Source organism: Burkholderia sp. Leaf177, assembly GCF_001424345.1.
Lineage (GTDB): Bacteria > Pseudomonadota > Gammaproteobacteria > Burkholderiales > Burkholderiaceae > Caballeronia.
Genome location: NZ_LMPF01000012.1, coordinates 18,997 through 35,053, shown reverse-complemented (window position 1 = coordinate 35,053; position 16,057 = coordinate 18,997). Strand labels below are relative to the sequence as shown.

General features: G+C 60.6%; 15 protein-coding genes and 1 pseudogene. All 16 read left to right on the top strand.

All coding sequences use genetic code 11. From position 1 onward, the window contains the following. Positions 1 to 64 precede the first annotated feature (64 nt). The 16 genes and pseudogenes from ASG35_RS11055 to ASG35_RS10980 all read left to right on the top strand — a co-directional run bounded on the left by ASG35_RS11055 (position 65) and on the right by ASG35_RS10980 (position 16,049). Positions 65 to 1,135, top strand: coding sequence for a LacI family DNA-binding transcriptional regulator (locus ASG35_RS11055; protein WP_056356509.1), 1,071 nt, complete (start codon positions 65 to 67; stop codon positions 1,133 to 1,135). Between the two features lie 222 nt (positions 1,136 to 1,357). After that, positions 1,358 to 2,137, top strand: a complete 780-nt coding sequence (locus ASG35_RS11050) for an SDR family NAD(P)-dependent oxidoreductase (protein ID WP_056356507.1) — start codon at positions 1,358 to 1,360, stop codon at positions 2,135 to 2,137. Positions 2,138 to 2,270: 133 nt separating this feature from the next. Beyond that, positions 2,271 to 3,671 (top strand): MFS transporter, encoded by a 1,401-nt coding sequence (locus ASG35_RS11045; protein ID WP_056357392.1) that lies wholly within the window; start codon positions 2,271 to 2,273, stop codon positions 3,669 to 3,671. Then, positions 3,668 to 5,032 carry an MmgE/PrpD family protein gene (locus ASG35_RS11040; RefSeq protein ID WP_056356505.1) on the top strand — a complete coding sequence of 455 codons (1,365 nt, stop codon included), beginning with the start codon at positions 3,668 to 3,670 and terminating at the stop codon, positions 5,030 to 5,032. Before ASG35_RS11045 ends, ASG35_RS11040 begins: the two co-directional genes overlap by 4 nt. A gap of 28 nt (positions 5,033 to 5,060) precedes the next feature. Next, positions 5,061 to 5,984: pseudogene (locus ASG35_RS11035) on the top strand (NAD(P)-dependent oxidoreductase); the annotation flags it as partial. 26 nt (positions 5,985 to 6,010) lie between these two features. Next, a complete protein-coding gene (locus ASG35_RS11030) occupies positions 6,011 to 6,337 on the top strand; it encodes an NIPSNAP family protein (RefSeq protein WP_056356502.1) in 327 nt (108 codons plus the stop codon). A 25-nt stretch (positions 6,338 to 6,362) separates the two neighbouring features. After that, positions 6,363 to 7,271, top strand: coding sequence for an NAD(P)-dependent oxidoreductase (locus ASG35_RS11025; RefSeq protein WP_056356500.1), 909 nt, complete (start codon positions 6,363 to 6,365; stop codon positions 7,269 to 7,271). 23 nt (positions 7,272 to 7,294) lie between these two features. Continuing rightward, a complete protein-coding gene (locus ASG35_RS11020) occupies positions 7,295 to 8,725 on the top strand; it encodes an aldehyde dehydrogenase family protein (protein WP_056356498.1) in 1,431 nt (476 codons plus the stop codon). Between the two features lie 122 nt (positions 8,726 to 8,847). Beyond that, the gene (locus ASG35_RS11015; RefSeq protein WP_056356496.1) at positions 8,848 to 9,243 is read left to right on the top strand and encodes a carboxymuconolactone decarboxylase family protein; all 396 of its coding nucleotides are present in this window, start codon (positions 8,848 to 8,850) and stop codon (positions 9,241 to 9,243) included. Positions 9,244 to 9,350: 107 nt separating this feature from the next. Then, on the top strand, positions 9,351 to 10,700 hold the full coding sequence (locus tag ASG35_RS11010) for an MFS transporter (protein ID WP_056357389.1): 1,350 nt from the start codon (positions 9,351 to 9,353) through the stop codon (positions 10,698 to 10,700). 33 nt (positions 10,701 to 10,733) lie between these two features. Next, entirely contained in the window at positions 10,734 to 11,642 is a 909-nt protein-coding gene (locus tag ASG35_RS11005) for an NAD(P)-dependent oxidoreductase (protein ID WP_056356494.1), read from the top strand. Positions 11,643 to 11,647: 5 nt separating this feature from the next. Beyond that, complete coding sequence (locus ASG35_RS11000; protein WP_056356492.1) at positions 11,648 to 12,040, top strand: cupin domain-containing protein; 393 nt, start codon at positions 11,648 to 11,650, stop codon at positions 12,038 to 12,040. A gap of 54 nt (positions 12,041 to 12,094) precedes the next feature. Next, positions 12,095 to 12,874 carry a carboxymuconolactone decarboxylase family protein gene (locus ASG35_RS10995; RefSeq protein ID WP_442854830.1) on the top strand — a complete coding sequence of 260 codons (780 nt, stop codon included), beginning with the start codon at positions 12,095 to 12,097 and terminating at the stop codon, positions 12,872 to 12,874. 112 nt (positions 12,875 to 12,986) lie between these two features. Further along, positions 12,987 to 13,664, top strand: coding sequence for a GntR family transcriptional regulator (locus tag ASG35_RS10990; protein WP_056356487.1), 678 nt, complete (start codon positions 12,987 to 12,989; stop codon positions 13,662 to 13,664). A 229-nt stretch (positions 13,665 to 13,893) separates the two neighbouring features. Next, the gene (locus ASG35_RS10985) at positions 13,894 to 14,799 is read left to right on the top strand and encodes an SDR family NAD(P)-dependent oxidoreductase (RefSeq protein ID WP_056357385.1); all 906 of its coding nucleotides are present in this window, start codon (positions 13,894 to 13,896) and stop codon (positions 14,797 to 14,799) included. Then, positions 14,799 to 16,049 carry an acetyl-CoA hydrolase/transferase family protein gene (locus tag ASG35_RS10980; protein WP_056356485.1) on the top strand — a complete coding sequence of 417 codons (1,251 nt, stop codon included), beginning with the start codon at positions 14,799 to 14,801 and terminating at the stop codon, positions 16,047 to 16,049. Before ASG35_RS10985 ends, ASG35_RS10980 begins: the two co-directional genes overlap by 1 nt. Positions 16,050 to 16,057 lie beyond the last annotated feature (8 nt).

The window sequence follows — 16,057 nt, the reverse complement described above, 5'->3', positions numbered from 1 at the left end:
GGAGATCGGCCGGCAGCGGCCGTGCGCTACAATTCCGCATTGAAATGAATAGCGGAACGAACGAGTGAAAAAGCGCTTGAGCCTTGGTGTGGAAGGGAAAGCCGGGACGACTGTGAGCAAGTCCCGCTTCGGCAGCAATGCGGTACGGATGATCGACGTGGCCAAGGCGGCCAATGTCTCGCTGATGACCGTGTCGCGTGCGCTGAACGAGCCGGCGAAATTATCGGACGAAACCCGCAAGCTCGTGCTCGATACGGTTCGTCGTGTCGGATATGTGCCCAATAACATTGCGGCCAGCCTGGCGTCGGCACGCTCGAATGTCGTCGGGCAGATCGTCCCCAGTATCCAGAACTCACTTTATTCAGCCACGGTCAAGGGCTGCGCCGACGTGCTGCGCACCGCCGGCGTCCACTTGCTACTGGCGGACAGCGGCTATTCGCTCGATGAAGAGGAAGCGTTGATCGACGCTTTCCTGGCGCAACGGGTCTGCGCGCTGGTCCTGCACAACACGGTTCACACGCCGCGCACGGCACAGATAATCAAGCAGTCGGGCATTCCGGTCATCGAAACAGGTGACCTCGCCGAGCATCCGCTGGACATGGCAATCAGCTACTCGAACTTCAACGCGTCTAAAGAAATGACCTTGTATCTCGCCGGCCGAGGTTACAAGTCGATTGGATTCGTCTGCCTGAAGACCAAGAACAATTTGCGCGCACGCGATCGTCTCAAGGGCTATCACGCCGCGCTTTCGCAACTTGGACGGGAACCCAATCCGGCACTGGTGCGCGAGGTCGAAGGCGGGTTGACATCAGGCGCGCACGCGCTGGTCGACATCGTGCAGCGCTCGCCGGCGGTCGATGCGATCTTCTTCGCGGGCGACGTGCTGGCGATCGGTGCGCTATTCGAGGCGCAGCGTCGCGCCTGGAAGGTTCCCGAGCGCATTGCAATTGCCGGATTCGATGATCTGGACATACTGAAGCACACGGTTCCGCGCGTAACGTGCCTGAATTTGCCGCGCCTTGAAATTGGGCGGCGCAGCGCCGAAGCGCTTTTGCAGAGACTGGACAGCAAGGACGCCGCAGTTTCCACACGGCTTGATCTCGGCTTCGAAATCATCCAGCGCGAAAGCACCTGAAGCGGTCGTCGTGCCCGTAGTTCCTTATGTAGCCCCGTTGTCCAATGTGCCGGATCCATCATTTGCGCCTCGCGTTCTGCGGGGCGCTTTTAATTTTCCTCGATTGTCCGCATTGCATCGGCGGATTTTCTCGTTTATGGTAGCGCTCACATAGATTGATTGCGGCGTGACTTTAGAGTCGCTCTGCTGCGAGCGTGAATAGAACGAGAGGGAGATAGTCAAATGAAAGGGAAAACGGCCCTCGTGACGGGTTCGTCGCATGGATTAGGGCTGGCGATGGCCGACGCGCTTGCGGCTGCCGGCGTTCAAGTTGTCCTGCACGGCGTCGAGTCGGCTGCAGAGGCGGAATCCGCCCGCGCCGCATTCGAAGCACGGCACGACCGGGAAACCCATTACATTCAGGCTGATCTAGGCGATGCCGGCGCAGTCGGGCGCCTGATTTCAGAGACGGTAGCCCGCGCCGCGCCCATCGATATCCTGATCAACAACGCCGTGGTACGCCACTTTGCGCCGGTCGAATCGTTTCCCGTCGATAAATGGGATCAGGCGCTTGCCGTCAATCTCAGCGCGGCATTTCACACCGTTCGTCTGACTCTTCCCGGCATGCGCGAGCGGGGCTGGGGACGTATCTTCAATATGACATCGGTTTACGGAATGCGCGGCACGATCAACCGCATCGACTATGTGACCACGAAATCCGCGTTACTCGGATTGACCCGGGCCGTCGCTGCGGAGACCACAGGGCAAGGCATTACGTGCAATGCCATTTGTCCCGGTGCAGTTCACACGCCGACGAGCGAGCACAGGATTCGCGCGCTGATGGAAACCAAAAGTATCGATCGCGAGTCGGCGACCACTGAGTTTCTCGTAGGAAAGCAGCCTACCGGAAGCTTCGTGGATGCCGCGCACGTCGCCGACCTGGTCGTCTTTCTATGTAGTGCAGCAGGCAGCCAGATTACGGGCGCGATGTTGCCGGTCGAAGGAGGCTGGCTAGCAACCTGAACGATGGACGTCGAAGCGCATTTACGCGCGTTCACGGATTGACGGATTGTATGACAAGCATATAATCGAGCCGTGTTACCGCTATCACGAAACTCAAAAGCGTCCCATGATGAGCGCGGAAGGAGACAGTGGCATGCAAAACGCAGCAACTATCGGACGCCGGCTGGACGGTCTGCCGCTGAGCGGCTACCACTGGCGGCTCCTCGGACTGATTGCGGCAGGGATGTATTTCGACTCGTTCGACATCTACATTGCCGGCACCGTGTTGGCGGCCATGATTCACAGCGGCGAATCGACGCTGAAGCTGAACGCCTTGTTCGTGTCAGTGACCTTCATCGGCATGATGGTGGGTGCATGGATGTCCGGTGTGCTCGGCGATCGATTCGGACGGCGCTTCTGCTATCAGTTCAACCTCGGCATCTACGGCTTTGCTTCCATAGCGGCGGCGCTGGCGCCATCGATTTATTGGCTGATCTTTTTTCGTCTCATCATGGGACTCGGCATGGGCGCGGAAATCGTCGTGGGATACGGCACGCTCAGCGAATTCATTCCGAGTAAATGGCGCGGCCGCTTCGGCACCATCCTCAATCTGATCATCAATACGTCGCTGTTCCTGTCGACGTTCCTGGGTTGGCTGATCGTCCCGCATTATGGCTGGCGCTGGATGTTCGCCATTGCAGGATGCGGCGCGCTGTTCGTGTGGTTCCTGCGCAAGTCGATGCCCGAGTCGCCGCGCTGGCTCGCGGTACGCAATCGCACGCAAGAGGCGAACGAAATCGTCTCGCGGATCGAGACGGCATGCAACGTGGATTCGAACGCGTCCATGGCCGCGGCTGCGCAGCAACCTGATTTGAACAATACCGGCGATACCGGCCGGTTCGGCGATCTCTTTTCCCAGCGGATGCTGACGCGTACGATCACCGGGATCACGGTGTTGGTCGCGTTATTTACCGTGAACTACGCCTTCGTCAGCTGGATACCGACCTTTCTCGTGAAGCAGGGACACTCGATATCGAACTCGCTCGGCATCACGGCAATCATGTTCGCAGGCGGTCCGATCGGTTCGTTGATCGCGTTTGCACTTGCGGAAAAAGTCGGGCGCAAGTGGGGCATCGTGATCTTTTCGCTGATATGCGCAGGGTTTGGCGTGGTATATCCGTTCGCGCAATCCGCGGTCGCCATCACCGCAATGGGCTTTGCGATCACGTGCTGTATCTATGTCCTGTCGTCGTTCAGCGTGGCGACTTACGTGCCTGAACTGTTTCCGACCGAGCTCAGGCTGCGCGGCTCGGGGCTGGCCAATACGGTGGGACGTGCAACGAGTATCGGCGTGCCTTATGCAGTAGCAGGGGCATTCACTGGCTTTGGCATTGCGGGCGTTCTGACGCTGATTGTCGGCACGTTGCTACTGCAAGCGATCATCGTCGGCTTGCTTGGACCGGAGACGAAAAACCGGTCGCTCGAAGCCATTGCTTCGGATGTGACGGCGACTCCGGACAATGTTGTCGAAGGCCGCACGGCAACCGCAAAATGAGCGAACACATTAAAGCAGCCGGCAAAGGCGTGACCCGGGTCATCGCCGACTGGGTATCGAAGACGTCGTGGCAAGACATTCCGCCTGCTGTCAGGCATGAGGCGAAGCGCTCGCTCGTCAACTACATGGCGGTCGCGCTCGCGGGATGCCATGACCCGGCGGTCGAGAAAGCCGCGTCGCTGTACGAGCGCTTCAGCGCGAACAAGACGGCGAGCATCGTTGGACGCAGCGAACGGATGGACATGCTGAACGCGGCCGCGCTCAATGCCATGAGCGCCAACGTGTTCGACTTCGACGATACCCACATTCCCACGATCATCCATCCGACCGCGCCCGTCGCCGCCGCGCTCTTCGCGCTCGCCGAAACGATGCCGATCCCGGGTGAAGCGCTGCTGCTCGCATTCGTAGTGGGCGTGGAGGTCGAGTGCCGGATTGGCAATGCCATTTCGCCGGAACATTATCAGCGCGGCTGGCACATCACATCGACGTGCGGCGTGTTCGGCGCCGCCGCAGCCGCCGCCAAAGCGATGGGACTCAGCGCACAGCAGATCGTCTGGGCAATAGGCAATGCGTCGGCGCAAGCGGGCGGCCTGGTCGAAACGCTCGGCACCATGTCGAAGAGCATCAGCGTGGGGAATGCGGCCCGCAATGGGCTCCTGTCCGCGTTGCTCGCGGCGGATGACTTCTCCGGACCTGATGCGCCGCTCGAAGGCGTTCGCGGCTTCCTGTCGGTCGCGGCGACGCAGCCCGACCTCGCCGCATTGACCACCGATCTGGGCGTCGTCTGGGCGCTGTCATCGAATACTTATAAGCCTTATCCGTGCGGTGTCGTGCTCAATCCGGTCATCGACGCGTGCCTGGATCTGAACCGCAGCGCGCAATGGGCTTTCGACGATATCGAACGCGTCGAGATCACCGGACATCCGTTGCTGCGAGAGCGCACGGATCGCCCCGATGTCCGCTCGGGACGCGAGTCGCAGGTCAGCGCCCAGCACGCTGTCGCCATGGCGCTGGCGACGGGAAAGGCGAGTCTCGCGGAGTTCAGCGATCGTGCGGTAGACGATCCGCGTTCAAAGTCATTCGCAACCAAGGTGCACTTCTTCGATGACGCTTCGTGGCCGGTCGAGTCGGCGCAAGTCAGCGTCGTCCTGCGTTCGTCCGAGACGGTGTCTCGCCGCATTCATGCGTCGCGTGGCAGTCTCGCCGCACCGCTCGCGGATGTCGAACTGGCGGCGAAGCTGCGCGAACTGGCGGCTTTTGGCGGATCGGGCGTCCAGCCGCAACCGCTGATCGACGCGCTGTGGCGCTTCGACAGCGCAGCGTCCGCCGGGTCGCTCATGGAGATCGCGCGCGCAGTGTAGGCCGCGCGAAAACGGATTTTTATCGAAAGGAAGGGAAGTCATGGCAAGCAGTCAATCAAGCAGCAAGACGATCGGGTTTGTCGGTGTAGGCGTGATGGGACGGCCTATGGCGCGGCGTCTGATCGAGGCAGGTCACGCGCTGGTCGTGTTCGATCGCGACGAGCAGGCCGTCGCGGAACTGGTGTCGATCGGCGCGCGGGCAGGCACGTCGGTGCGCGATATCGCGGACACGGCGCAAATTGTCTTCACGAGCTTGCCGACGCCCGCGATCTTCAAGCAGGTCGCGCTGGGCGAAGGCGGCCTGGTCGAAGGAAGTGCGCTGAAGATCATGGTCGATCTGTCGACAGTGGGATCGCGCATGGAAAAGGAAGTGGCGGATGGTCTGCTCGCAAAAGGCATCGACACCGTCGATGCACCGGTGAGCGGCGGCGCGGCCGGCGCGAAGAAGGGCACGCTTGCCATCATGGCGGCCGGCAAACCCGCCGCGCTCGATCAGGTGCGCGGTCTGTTCGAGGTGCTGGGCAAGGTGATCGTCGTCGGACAGGAACCGGGGCAGGGCCAACTGGTCAAGCTATTGAACAACATGCTTTCATCGACAGCACTTGCGATTACTTCGGAGGCCTATATAGCCGGTCTTCGTGGCGGGCTCGATCCCGAAGTCATGATGTCGGTCTTCAATGCGGGCAGCGGCAAGAACGGCGCAACGCTCGACAAGTTTCCCAAGCACGTGCTGCCCGGCACGTTCGATTTCGGCTTTCCAGTGTCGAGCGTATGCAAGGACATTGGCCTTGCCGTCGACGAATGCCAGGCGCTCGGCGTGCCGATGTGGGTGGGAGGCGCCGCGCGCCAGATATGGAACTACGCCTTCATGCAGGACGGCTCGAAGCGCGACATGACGGAAATCGTGAAGTACGTCGAGCGCTGGTCGTCGAGTGAAGGCCTGCCGGACTAATCGAACCTGAAACGAAGGGAGACAGCATGATCGTTGAAATGCGTATTTATCATTGCGCGCCGACACGTTTGCCGGCATTGCTCGACCGCTTCACGAACACGACGCTTTCGTTCTTCGAGAAGTACGGCATCGAGCAGATCGGGTTCTGGACCACGCTGATCGGACCGAGCAATCACGCGCTGACCTACATGGTGAAGTGGCAGAGCCTGGCTGAGCGCGAGCAGAAGTGGAACGCGTTTCAGGCCGATGCCGACTGGATCGCGAAGCGTGCTGCATCGGAAGCCGACAAGCCGATTGTCGAGCGCATCGAAAACCATTTTCTGACGCCAACGGCGTTTTCCGCGTTGCGCTAGGAAAGCTGAAAACAGGGGCTAAACAATGGCATCCGTGAAACGCATCGGCTTTATCGGCCTGGGCATGATGGGCGCACCGATGGTGCAGTGCCTGTCGAACGCGGGCTATGAATTGTGGATCGATGACGCCGACTCTGCCCGCGCCGAATCGCTGGTGGCGCAGTTGCCGGCCAGGAGGCTGGAGAAACTGCAGGGCGCCGACGCCGGGCCGCTCGACGTACTCATCACCATGCTGCCGAATTCGGCAATCGTAGAAAGCGTGTTGCTGGGCGACAGCAAGAGCCCGGAATCAGGTGGCTGGGCGAGCCATCTTGCCAAGGGCGCGGTGGTGATCGACATGAGCTCGTCGGAACCGGAGCGCTCCCGCACGCTAGGCGCAACGCTCGAAGCGCGCGGCCTGGCGTATCTCGACGCGCCCGTGTCGGGCGGCGTGAAGAAAGCGAAGGAAGGCACGCTGGCGATCCTCGTGGGCGGACGCGCCGACGTGCTCGAACGTTGCAAGCCTGTACTCGAGGCAATGGGCAAGAGCGTGCTGCATATCGGCGCTGCAGGGGCGGGCCATGCCGCGAAGGCGCTGAACAACTATGTGTCGGCGGCTGGCCTCGCCGCGACCGTGGAAGCGTTGCATATCGCGGAGCGCTTCGGCATTGAACCGGGAGTCATGACGGACGTGCTGAATGCGTCGACCGGGCGCAGCAACACGTCCGAGAACAAGGTGAAGCAGTTCATGTTGAGCGGCTCGTTCGCCTCGGGCTTTGCGCTGCAACTCATGGTCAAGGATCTGAAGATCGCGCAAGCGCTGTCGGCGACGGTCGGCTATCCAATGACGCTTGGCACCACGGTGACCTCGATGTGGGATAGCGCCGCGAAGCAGTCGACGCCCGCAACCGATCACACGGAGATGTATCGCCTGCTGCCGGGCGACGCATCCTGACCTGGACCCTTGGGAGCTTTTTCATGTCGCATACCAACGAGTTTTATATCGATGGAAAATGGGTCGAGCCCATGTCCGCAACCGCGTTCGATCTCGTCGATCCCGCCACTGAAACACGCTTCGGCACGCTCGCGCTAGGCAGCGCGGCCGACGTAGACCGCGCAGTCGCCGCGGCGCGTCGAGCGTATCCAGCGTGGTCCCGGACCAGCGTAGCGGAGCGTGTCGCGCTACTGCGGCGCATCCTGGAACTGTACGAAAGCCGCTACGACGAATTCGCCGAACTCATGCGCCGCGAGATGGGTGCACCGATCACCTTCGCGCGCAACGGACAGGCCGTGCGTGGCCCGGCTCACTTGAAAGCGTTGATCGATGTGCTCGAACGCTTCGAGTTCGAAGAGCAACGCGGCAGCACGCGGGTCATGCTGGAACCAATCGGCGTATGCGGACTGATCACGCCGTGGAACTGGCCGATCAACCAGATCGTGGTGAAGATCGGACCCGCGCTTGCGGCCGGTTGCACGATGGTGCTCAAGCCTAGCGAGTACTCACCGCTGAGCGCGCTGCTGTTCGCAGAAGTGCTGCACGATGCAGGCGTTCCGCCGGGCGTTTTTCATCTCGTGAATGGCGATGGCCCCGGCGTCGGCGCTGCGATCGCAAGCCATACGGACATCGACATGGTGTCGTTTACCGGTTCGACGCGTGCGGGCGTGCTCGTCGCGCAAATGGCGGCGCACACCGTCAAGCGCGTGGCTCAGGAACTCGGCGGAAAGTCTGCAAACATCTTGCTCGACGATGTCAATCTCGCCGAAGCAGTGACACGCGGTGTTGCGGCGTGCTTCACGAACTCGGGCCAGTCGTGTTCCATACCCACGCGCATGCTGGTGCCGCATCACTTGATGGACGATGCCGCCGAACTCGCCGGGCGCGCGGCGCAAGCCTACAAGACGGGGCCGACCGACGACCCGGCCACGCAACTGGGACCGCTCGTGAACGCGAACCAGTTCAAGCGCGTGCAAGCGTTGATCCAGTCGGGTATCGACGAAGGCGCGCGACTCGTGACCGGCGGTCCCGGTCTTCCTGTTGGCATTGCACACGGCTATTACGTTCGTCCAACGGTGTTCGCCAACGTGACGCCTGACATGGCAATCGCGCGCGAGGAAATCTTCGGACCGGTTTTATCGATCATTGGTTACGACTCGGAAGCAGAGGCCATCGATATTGCCAATGGCACGGAGTACGGCCTCGCCGCGTATGTGCAGTCGGCGGACATAGAACGCGCCCGCCGTGTTGGCCGCGCGCTGCGAGCGGGCGGCGTGCACCTGAACTATCCGCCGGCGGACTTCGGCGCGCCTTTTGGCGGCTATAAACGCTCGGGTAATGGCCGCGAATGGGGCGAAGCGGGGCTGCGGGAATATCTCGAAACAAAGGCGATGGTGGGTTACGGAGCGGCCTGATCGCCTGTAAAAAAAAACACGCTAAAAAATTTCGATTGGCTGTTTGTCACACAATCAGTCAGGCAGGCACTGATCATTTTCAGTATCGATGAAGACGACTACTTAACCAGAGAGGTTCGAAGATGGACAACGACGATCGCTTCAACAAGGGCTTTGAAAACCGCAAGGAAGTACTGGGCGCAGGACACGTAGAGAAATCATGGGCGAATGCGGATGATTTCAACCGTCCCATGCAGAAGTTCGTGACCGAGAGTTGCTGGGGCGATATCTGGGGCGACACCACGTTGCCGTTCAAGACGCGCAGCATGTTGAACCTCGGCATGCTGACCGCGATGAGCCAGCACCACGAACTGGCGGTGCACGTCAAAGGCGCATTGCGCAATGGCGTCAGCAAAGAGGAAATCCGCTCGGTGCTGATGCAGGCGGCAATCTATTGCGGCGTGCCGCTGGCGCTCGCGGCGTTCCGTGTGGCGAGCGAAGCGATCAAGGCTTATGAAGCGGAAAACGCGGCGGCTTGAAATATCCACTGCAATAACACCGCTTACACCGCATCGAAATGAAGGCGCCTAGAGAGCGCCGTGGAGCAGTCAACATGCAGCAACGCTCATAACCGATGGAGACAACGATGAAAACGTTAACCGTGGACGGTATTGACCAGTCAGCAGACGCGCAGTCCATAGAAAACAAACGGCGCAATGCGATCAAGGGCGCTTTCTTTTCCGAATTTATCGACATGTTCGATATCTACTTGCCGGTGGTCGTACTCTCGCCGGTGCTGGCTTTCTTCCAGCCGTCGCATCTGTCGGCCGGAATGGAAACGATACTCGCGTCGCTGGTCTTCATCACCACACTGATCGGGCGGCCTGTCGGTGCGTTGCTCTTCGGCATGGTCGCGGATCGTGTGGGACGCCGGAAAGCGTCGATCTGGTCGGTCTCCGGCTTCGGCGTGATCACGTTGCTGATCGCCTTGCTGCCCGGATACGAAAGCATCGGCATCACCTCGTACTGGCTGCTTGTGATCTTGCGCTTTGTGGATGGCATCTTTCTCGGCGGGGGTTATACCGGAGCGATGCCACTCGCAATCGAGTACTCGAAAAAAGAACAGCGCGGCTTCGTGGGCGGTTTCATCATCTCGGGGTTCCCCGCTGCCTACGTGACCATCAACATGGTCGCAATGGCAATGTTCGCGTTGTTCCCGCTGAACGGAATGAACTCGCCGTATGCACAGTGGGGCTGGCGCATTCCGTTCGTGCTCGGCGCCGTGCTTGCCGGTTTTCTCGCGATGTACTACGTCCACAAGGTGGCGGAATCGGAGATCTGGAAAAGCGAGACCGGCGAGAAGGAGATCAAGGCGGAAAAACTGCCGCTGAGCGATCTGCTGCGCGGCAAGAGCGGGCGCAATCTGCTTCAGGTGCTGGTCATGATGACGGGCTTCTGGCTCACACAGAACATCGTCACGATCTTTTTGCCGACTGGCCTGCTCGTCAAGACGCTTCATTTGTCCGGCTTCCAGCTGACGTCGACATTGATGATCACGTACTTCGTTCTTTTCTTCAGCTACACCGCGTCCGGCATGATCGGGCAGAAGATCGGACGCCGCCGTTTCTTCGCGATCTCAGGCCCGTTGATCGCGACCGTCGGCGCCGCGCTGCTGTACGTATTGGCCAACGTGGACGGCCTGTCGCTGCCCGTCATCATCGCGCTCGTATGCGTGCTGGCGGTGCTCGTCACGTCGCCATGGGGTGTCATCGTGACCTATATCAACGAGCGTTTTGTCACCGATGTTCGCGCAACTGGTTTCGGCGTGGGCTTCAGCTTGTCCGTGATCATTCCCTCGTTCTATGCGTTCTATATGAACTGGCTAAGCGCATTCATGCCTTTGCGCATGACGTCGGTCGCGCTGCTGTGTGTTGGCGGAATCATCGGGACGATCGGCGCCCTGATGGGCCCGGAAACGAAAGATGTCGATTTCTGATCAGCGTATTTTTGTCCTACAGGAAGGTGTTCCATGAACAAGGAAAAAGTCGGCTTCATCGGACTTGGAAACATGGGTGGACGCATGACGCGGCGACTCGTCGATGCGGGCTTGTCGGTCGCAGGCTACGACACGGTCAAGGAAAGGATCGATGCAGCCGGCGCGCAAGCCGCCCATTCGATCAAGGACGTGATGGCATTCGCCGACGTCATCATGATGTCCTTGCCCGATAGCCGGGTCGTTGAAACGGTCGTGGAAAGCGACGACGGTGTGCTCGCGAACAGCCGTGCAGGGCAGATCGTCGTCGATCTCAGCACGGCTTCGGCAAGTTCGACCATTCGCCTGGCGAAGCGCTTCGAAGAGCGCGGTGTTCGCTATATCGATGCCGGTATTTCAGGCGGCGCGGCGGCGGCTGAGAAAGGCACGCTTACTCTGATGGTAGGTGGCGACGAAGCAACGGTCGAAGCTGTCGGATGGGCGTTCGCGCCTTTCAGCACGAAGGTCGCCTACATGGGCGCGAGCGGAGCGGGGCACACGACCAAGCTGCTGAACAATTTTCTGAACGCGGTCAGCCTTGCAGCCAGCGCGGAAGTCATGGTCGCCGGCAAGAAGGCGGGGCTCGACTTGCACAAGCTTCTCGACGTGCTTAACAGCAGCAGCGGTGTCAATTTCGCCACGCTGAACCGGTTCCCGAAGATCGTCGATGGCGACTATCTGGAAGGCGGACTCACCGGCAAGCTGATGACGAAAGACGTCATGCTGTACGTGGACCGTGTGCGCGAACTGGGCGTCGTGTCGCTCAACGCGTCGGGTCCGCTTGCATGCTTTGGACTAGGCACGGCGCTAGGTTACGGCGACGTGATCAGTAACCGCGTGGTCGACGCTATCGGCGATGTGTCGGGTGGCGTGCGGCTATTCGATGGACAACAGGCAAAGGGGTAACGCACATGAAAGTATTTCACGGCAGGGCTGAAGGGGCGGTATCGGAGCGTCGCAGCGAGACATTTTCCGGCACCGTGTATGCCGATCCCGTGATGCCCGCGACCGACGGCGTCACCATCAACACGGTCATGTTCGAACCCGGCGGCCGTACCTACTGGCACACGCACGAGCAGGGCCAGGTGTTGCAGGTGACAGCAGGCATGGGCTGGATCTGTCTGGACGGCGAGCCGCCGCAATCGATCCGGCAAGGGGACATCGTGTTCATTGGCCCCAACGAGCGCCACTGGCACGGTGCGACCGATAGCAGCTACATGGTTCACATTGCCACGTCGATCGGCAAGGCGACATGGCAGGAGGAAGTCGCGGATAAAGATGTTCCGGTGAGCGCCCCGCGCTGACGCGTCAAGGCTTGGCCCATTCTTCTTTCTACAAGGACAGTCGCAATGAATTCCATGCCGCAGCCGCCGGCATCTAACGTCGATGCCCACTCGATCCGGGAAAACTTCGAACGCGTGCACGGTACCTGGAGCCCTGCATGGGACAGCATGCTCAGGCTGGACCCCGGCTTTGTCGCTGCCTATGTGACGCTTTCGCAAGTTCCTCAGCGGAAGAATCATCTGGGCGCGAAGGTTCGCGAGTTTATCGCGCTGGCCGCCGATGCCTGTGCGACACAGCTTTATGCTCCAGGCGTTGCGCATCATCTGGAACGGGCGCTCGCGTTCGGCGCGACGCCGGAGGAACTCATGGAAGTTCTTGAACTGGTCAGCACGATCGGCATTCATACGAGTAACGTCGGGGTGCCGGTGCTGCTGGAAGTACTCGAGGAGGAGGGACTTCGCAACGGTTCTCCGCCACTCGATGAACGGCGAACGGCCCTGAAGGCTGCGTTCGAGAAGAATCGCGGTTACTGGCATCCTACGTGGGAGGGTTTGCTCGAACTCGATCCCGATTTTTTCGAAGCCTACGTGGCGTTTTCATCGGTCCCGTGGAAGACGGGCGTGTTGAGTCCCAAGGTCAAGGAATTCATCTACTGTGCATTCGATGCTTCTTCAACGCATCTCTATGTGCCTGGGTTGAAGCTGCATATGCGCAACGCGCTGCGATACGGCTCTACGGCAGAAGAACTTATGGAGTTGCTGGAGATCGTCAGCACGACGGGCATTCACGGCGCGGAGTTGGGCGCGCCGCTACTGGAAGCCGCGCTCGCGAACAAAGCAGCAGGTCGTGGCTAGCACGCAGTCAAAGCGCTTGTTCATTCGTTGCGTGCGCTGATTGCTACCGAGCCCGGCATCAAGGGCGGTCGAGTATCATCAGAGTTCTAATTTGTCTGACGGGAATACGATCATGATGACGGACATTGACCTGGTGAGACCCTCCACGCTGCGCCATCAGGTCGAAAACGTTCTGCGGCAAGCCATTGTGGACGGACGTTTCGCGCCGGGCACACGGCTGATCGAACGTGAATTATGTGAGTCGCTTGGCGTGAGCCGCACGTCCATTCGCGAAGCGTTGCGCAGGCTCGAGGCGGAGAAACTCGTGCGCAGCGTCCCGCATAAAGGGCCGATCGTCGCTGTGATGTCGCAAGAAGATGCGCGCGAGTTGTACGCACTGCGTGGTCTGCTGGAAGGCTTCGCGGCCTACGAGTTTGCCCGGATTGCAAGCGATGCAGCGATCGCACAGTTCGGCGAAGGGGCCAAAAGATTGCGGACGGAGGCGTTGGCACAGAATCGCGATGGCGTGCTCAAAGCGAAAACGGAACTCTACGATGTCCTGTTGGGCAACTGCGGCAACACGCTGATCAAGGAGGTGCTCAATAGTCTTTATTCTCGCGTGAACCTCCTTCGCACGACATCGCTCATGGAGCCGGATCGCCTTCCGCACAGTTTGCGCGAGATCGACAGGCTCTATAAGGCACTGAAGGCGCGTGACGCCGATGCCGCTCAAACTCTCGCGCGCCTTCATGTGGCGAACGCGGAGAAGGCAGCGCTTCGTATGCTCGGCGCGACCGAGGACAATTTCTAGTTTGCATATCACGTCGAGTCGGGTCGTTCGACGTTCAACGCTCAACGTAATTTCGATGCCGCCAGTTGCGGGCCTCAATGACGTCGCACGCGTCTCACCATTAACGCAAGACGGGTTAATGGCTGCTTAACCGGGGTTTCAGCATATGCAAATTGTCGTTCGCGATGCGATGCGGCAAGCTGCAATGAATAAAAACCGACGGAGACGCACGCGCATGGCAACGCAAGACATGATGGACGGCAAGGTTGTGATCGTGACGGGCGCAGGCGGTGGGATTGGCCGCGATATCGCGTTGCTGATGGCCCGCAACGGCGCGAAAGTCCTGATCAATGACATTGGTGCATCGCTCGAGGGCGAAGGCAAGAGTGCGGGTCCGGCACAAAGCGTCGTCGATGAAATCGCCGCGTTCGGCGGCCAAGCGGCCGCGAACACGGATAGCGTGGCGGACGCCGACGGTGCGCGCCATATCGTGCAGAACGCACTTGACGTGTTCGGCCGCGTGGACTGCGTAGTGAACAACGCGGGCATTCTGCGCGATCGCTTTTTCCACAAGATGAGCGACGAAGAATGGGACGCGGTGCTGAAAGTGCACCTGTACGGCACATTCAATGTGTCGCGGGCGGCAGCCGAGCCGTTCAAGGCACAAGGATCCGGTGCCTTTGTGCACATGACCTCGACCTCCGGATTGATCGGCAACCTTGCGCAGGCCAACTACAGCGCAGCCAAGCTCGGCATTGCAGGCCTGTCGAAATCCATCGCACTCGATCTGCAGCGATCCGGCGTGCGCTCGAACTGCATTGCGCCGTTTGCGTGGAGCCGGATGATCAGTTCGATCAAGATCGATTCCGCCGAACAGGAAGCGCGCGTCGAGAAGATCAAGCAGATGACGCCCGCGAAGATCGCGCCGCTCGCGGTATTTCTCGGCAGCGACGGCGCGCAGGATGTCACAGGCCAGATCTTTGCGGTACGCAACAACGAGATCTTTGTGATGAGCCAGCCGCGGCCCGTGCGGTCCGTGCATCGCAGTGAAGGGTGGACGCCGCAAAGCATTGCGGAGCACGCGATTCCCGCGCTGAAGTCGTCGTTTCATTCGCTCGATGTATCGGCGGACGTGTTCAGCTGGGACCCCGTGTGATGCGTGAAGGCCGGATGCTCGATGCGTCGCGATTCGACGTGTCGCGCTACGTGCGTCCCGGCGACATGGTTGCGTGGGGACAATGCGGCGCGGAGCCCTGCACGCTGACGGCGACGCTGGCCGCGCAGCGTGCATCGGTCGGCGGGCGCTTTGGCGTGTTCATTGGCGGGACATGGTCGGACAACATGTCAGCCGTTTGCGCCGATGTGATCGACTTCCATTCATACACGGGCGCGGGCAACAACCGCAAGCTGGCGAAGGCCGGCGTGCTCGACATCCTGCCATCGCACTACTCGCAATTCGCGCACGCGCTGAAGGTCGACGTGCTGTTCCTGCAAGTCGCGCCCGCCGATGAAAACGGCTGCTATAGCCTGTCTATCGCGCATGAATATCTCGTTCCGCTGATCGATACCGCGCGTGTCGTGATCGCGGAAGTCAATGCGGCCGCGCCGTGGACGCACGGCTCGCGCACCCTGCATGCCGGTGATTTCGACGTCCTCGTCCAGTCGGACCGCACTCCGCTCGAATGGCCGCGCGCACAGCCTGGCGAGATCGACGCGCGGATCGCGGCGCATACGGCAGCGCTGATCGACGACGGCATGACGCTCCAGTTTGGCATGGGCGCATTGCCTGAAGCGATTCTTGCGGCGCTCGGTGATCGACGCGACCTGGGCGTGCATAGCGGCACGATCGGCGATGCGGTGGCCGAGCTAAGCGAGCGCGGCGTCATTACCAATGCACGCAAGACGTTGGATCGAGGCGTCACCATCGCGGGAATCATGATGGGCGGCAAGCGGGTTTATCGTTTCGCGCATGGGAATCCTTCGGTGCAGTTCCGGCCCACGTCGTACACACATGACATCGATGTGCTTGGCCGGCTCGACCGTTTTGCCGCGATCAATTCGGCAATCGAAGTCGATTTGACCGGGCAGGTCAACGCTGAATCGGCGGCGGGACAGTACCTCGGCGCGGTGGGTGGCGGCGTCGATTTTTTGCGCGGCGCGGCGCGCTCGAAAGGCGGCTTGCCGATCGTCGCGCTGCCAAGCTGCACCACCAAGGGCTCACGCATCGTTGCGCATCTGAATGGACCCGTCAGCACGCCGCGCAGCGACGCGGGGCTGATTGTCACCGAGCACGGTGTCGCCGATCTGCGTGGCCTGACTCTCAGGCAGCGCGTGCGCCGCATGCTCGATATCGCCGCGCCCGAGTGGCGCGAGACGCTAGAAGCCGAAGCGCATGCCCTCGGTTGACGGCTGCG